Genomic DNA, 3,440 nt, shown 5'->3' with positions numbered 1-3,440 from the left:
TCCGGCGGACAGAGGGTGACGCCGATGCTCGCCGACAGGTGATGGACGGTGTTCCTCACCCGGATCGGTTCGCGGATGCCAGCAAGCACGCGGCTGAGTAGGTTGAAACACGCCTCGGGTTGGGTCAGCTCGGTCAACAGCAACACGAATTCATCGCCCCCGAGACGCGCGACCGTGTCCTCGCCGCGCACCATGCAGCGCAAGGTCTCGGCGACCTTGACCAAGATATGATCGCCAGCGGCGTGTCCATAATGGTCATTGATGGTTTTGAAACCATCCAGATCCAGGTAACAGACCGCCAGCGCAATCCCGGTGCGCTTGGCATGCAAAATCGCCTGTGCGAGGCGGTCCATCAAGAGGCGCCGATTGGGCAGGCCGGTGAGATGATCGTAATGGGCAATGCGATCGAGTTCCGCCTCGTGCGCCTTGAACCGGCTGATGTCGGTGAAGACGCCGATATAATGCTGCACCGCGCCCGCAGCATCGCGCACCACCGTGATCGACAATTGCTCGGGATAGATCTCGCCATTCTTGCGGCGGTTCCAGATCTCGCCCTGCCAGAATCCATAGGCCTCGATCGCCGCCCACATCCGCTGATAGAACGCGCGATCATGCCGACCGGAGGCGAGCTTCTTTGGATCTTTCCCCAGCAATTCATTCTTCGCATAGCCGGTGATGCGAGTAAAGCTGGGATTGACGTCGATTATCCGATTCTCCGCATCGGTGATCGCAATCCCTTCGAAACTATGCGCGAAGACGCTCGCGACGAGCCGCAATTGCGTCTCGGCGTGGTGACGCTCGGTGACATCGTGGATATAGCCATCCCAGAGCACGCTGCCATCGAGCTGGCGCTGCGGCGAGGCCTCGCCCTCGACCCAGATGACGCGATCATCGGGTAATCGGACCCGATAGGATTCCCGCCAGGTGTTCAGCGCTCGGGCCGAGCGTTCGATCGAGGCCTTGACCCGCTCGCGGTCATCGGCATGCAGGACGGCGAATGCCGGACTCGCATCCTCCATGATGCGAGAGGGCTCGATGCCATAGACCGCTTGCGCGCTCTCGCTGACATAGGGAAAACAACTGCGCCCGTCGGGCCACAGTCGATACTGATAGATCATCCCGGGAACATGGGCGGTCGTCTTCTGGATACGCTCGTGCAGCTCCAAGCTACGATCACGCTCGTCCATGAGCGCCTCTTGCGCCCGCACCTGCTCGGTGATGTCGCGCGCGATCCCAGGCACCCCGACCCAGTGCCAGCCTGAATCCTCACCCATCTCAAAATTGAGCGATTCTGTCAACGATGTCATATTGAATCTCATACAAGCGGACTGCTGCCTTGCCGCCTTTGATCCGGCTCAGCAGGTGGGCTATGTGGTGATCAAGGTCTGTCAGCGGGCCGATCCTGATGCTCGCCAAGCACGCCTCAGCCTCAGCGCGCATCACACCATTCGGGCTGAGGCATGGGATGATGGTCGCCGAATGCTTGTTGCGCTCCCCGTGCCGCTGACAGTGCCGTCAGCCGGGCCGCAATGGCCTCCAGCGGGACCACCTCGCACGCAGCGCCGAGCGCAATGGCTTCGCGCGGCATGCCGAAGATCACCGAGCTTGTCTCGTCTTGTGCGATGGTCAATGCGCCGGCATCGCGCATCGCCAGCAGGCCAGCGGCGCCGTCTTTGCCCATGCCTGTGAGCAGCACGCCGATCGCCTTGCGCTCAGCGTGCTGAGCAGCGGAATAGAACAACACGTCCACCGACGGGCGGTGACGGTTGACCTTCGGGCCAGCATCCAGTCGACTGACATAATCGCGCCCTTTCCGCTCCAGCTTGAGGTGCTGGTCGCCGGGCGCGATATAGACATGTCCGGGCAACAGGCACTCACCATCGACCGCCTCCTTGATCTCGAGCTGACTGGTGCGGTTGAGTCGCTCGGCGAAGGAACGCGTAAAACCCGCCGGCATGTGCTGAACGATCAATACCGGCGGGGTGTTGGCCGACAGCTGCTCAAGCAGCTCGCGGATGGCCTCGGTGCCGCCGGTGGAGGCGCCGATCAGCAGCACCTCATCGCTGCTGGGCATGCTCTGCGTGCTGACACGAATCGGCGCGGTCAAGCGGATCGGCGTGGGTAAGCGGATCGGCGCCGATAGCGGGCGTGGTCGCGGTAGCAACGACTGCGCATGGACCGCAGCGCGGATCTTATTGGCGATCTCGGTGCTCTGCGCTTGCAGGCCATGGCGGATACCGAGGCGGGGCTTGGCAACCACATCGCATGCGCCCAGCGCCAAGGCACGACGGGTTTCCTCCGAGCCGGGCTGAGTCCGGGAGCAGATCATCAGCGTCGGCATCGGACGCAACCGCATTAGGCGTTCAAGAAAATCCAGACCGTCCATGCGTGGCATCTTGATAGCCAGCGTCAATACGTCTGGATCATGGCGCTTAATCAACTTGCGCGCCATGATCGGATCCGAGGCGCCAGCGACGGCTTCCATATCCGGTTGCGCGTTGATGATCTCGCAAAGAAGATCACGAACGGTGGCCGATTTATCGACGCAAAGCACTTTGATCTTGGGGCGGATGAACATAGGGTCTTCTGGAGCCTGGGTTTCGACGTGTTCACTCGATGATCGATAAGTTACCCAATAATAATTAAGAAATGATTAAGAAGTCCTTAAGATTGCTTTGCGGAATTTGAACACTAGAGGCGCATTAACAGATTTTGCTGCCTTTGGCAAGCCTTCTTCATCAATAGTCTTGATAGGGGACTTCCCGTCGTCACGTAACCAGCCCGTCACTAATATCTGGCGAGTCTGGTGTAGCATGTGTCTGCGCAGACCGTTCACCAGGGATATTTCGCTTGCAATGAAATCCACGCCGACCCTGTTGCAACCTTCAATCCATAAAGAGGAGAACCTGGTAGCCAATTTCCAAGCCGTCAGGCAGGATTGAGCGAGGTCTAAACGATGGATCAGCTGTTACAAGAGTTCGTCAACGATGCGCAGGAGCATCTCGCCACCATCGAGCAAGACCTGCTCGCCATCGAGGACGAAGGGGCGAGCGCCGACAAGGAGTTGATCAACAAGGTCCTGCGCGCCGCGCACTCGATCAAGGGCGGCAGCGGCTTCTTCGGCCTGGTGCATGTCAAGGATCTGGCCCACGGCGCCGAGACCGTGCTCGACCTGATGCGCAGCGGCAAGCTGATCCCGAATGCCGAGGTCATCAACGTCTTGCTGGCGGCCTTCGACAGCCTGCGCATGATGCTCGAGGATCCCGAGAACAGCGCGCGGGTCGAGACCGCCGAGCTGATGACGAGCTTGAATAACCTGGCGACGACAACCTCCCAAACCGAACCCAAGGGCAAGCCCGAGCCCGAGGCGCAACGCGCGCCAGCGGCATCCACGCCCCGTTCGGCGCCGACTGCCGCGCCCGTCCCCGCCGAGCCTGCAT

At 60.6% G+C, this 3,440-nt stretch carries 3 protein-coding genes; 1 reads left to right on the top strand and 2 read right to left on the bottom strand.

The genetic code is table 11. From position 1 onward, the window contains the following. Both ACLFQI_RS12680 and ACLFQI_RS12675 read right to left on the bottom strand, forming a co-directional pair. A partial coding sequence (locus ACLFQI_RS12680; RefSeq protein ID WP_410759850.1) for a diguanylate cyclase domain-containing protein occupies window positions 1-1,274 on the bottom strand: 1,274 nt, incomplete at its 3' end. A gap of 155 nt (window positions 1,275-1,429) precedes the next feature. Next, window positions 1,430-2,578 (bottom strand): protein-glutamate methylesterase/protein-glutamine glutaminase, encoded by a 1,149-nt coding sequence (locus ACLFQI_RS12675; RefSeq protein WP_410759848.1) that lies wholly within the window; start codon window positions 2,576-2,578, stop codon window positions 1,430-1,432. Between the two features lie 378 nt (window positions 2,579-2,956). Between ACLFQI_RS12675 and ACLFQI_RS12670 the strand changes: the two genes are divergently transcribed. Further along, on the top strand, window positions 2,957-3,440 hold a 484-nt coding region (locus ACLFQI_RS12670; protein ID WP_410759846.1), incomplete at its 3' end, for an Hpt domain-containing protein.

The organism is Halochromatium sp., from assembly GCF_046541315.1.
Taxonomy (GTDB): domain Bacteria; phylum Pseudomonadota; class Gammaproteobacteria; order Chromatiales; family Chromatiaceae; genus Lamprobacter.
Note: the sequence above shows the minus strand (reverse complement) of the source record. Positions and strands in the feature narration are given on the sequence as shown.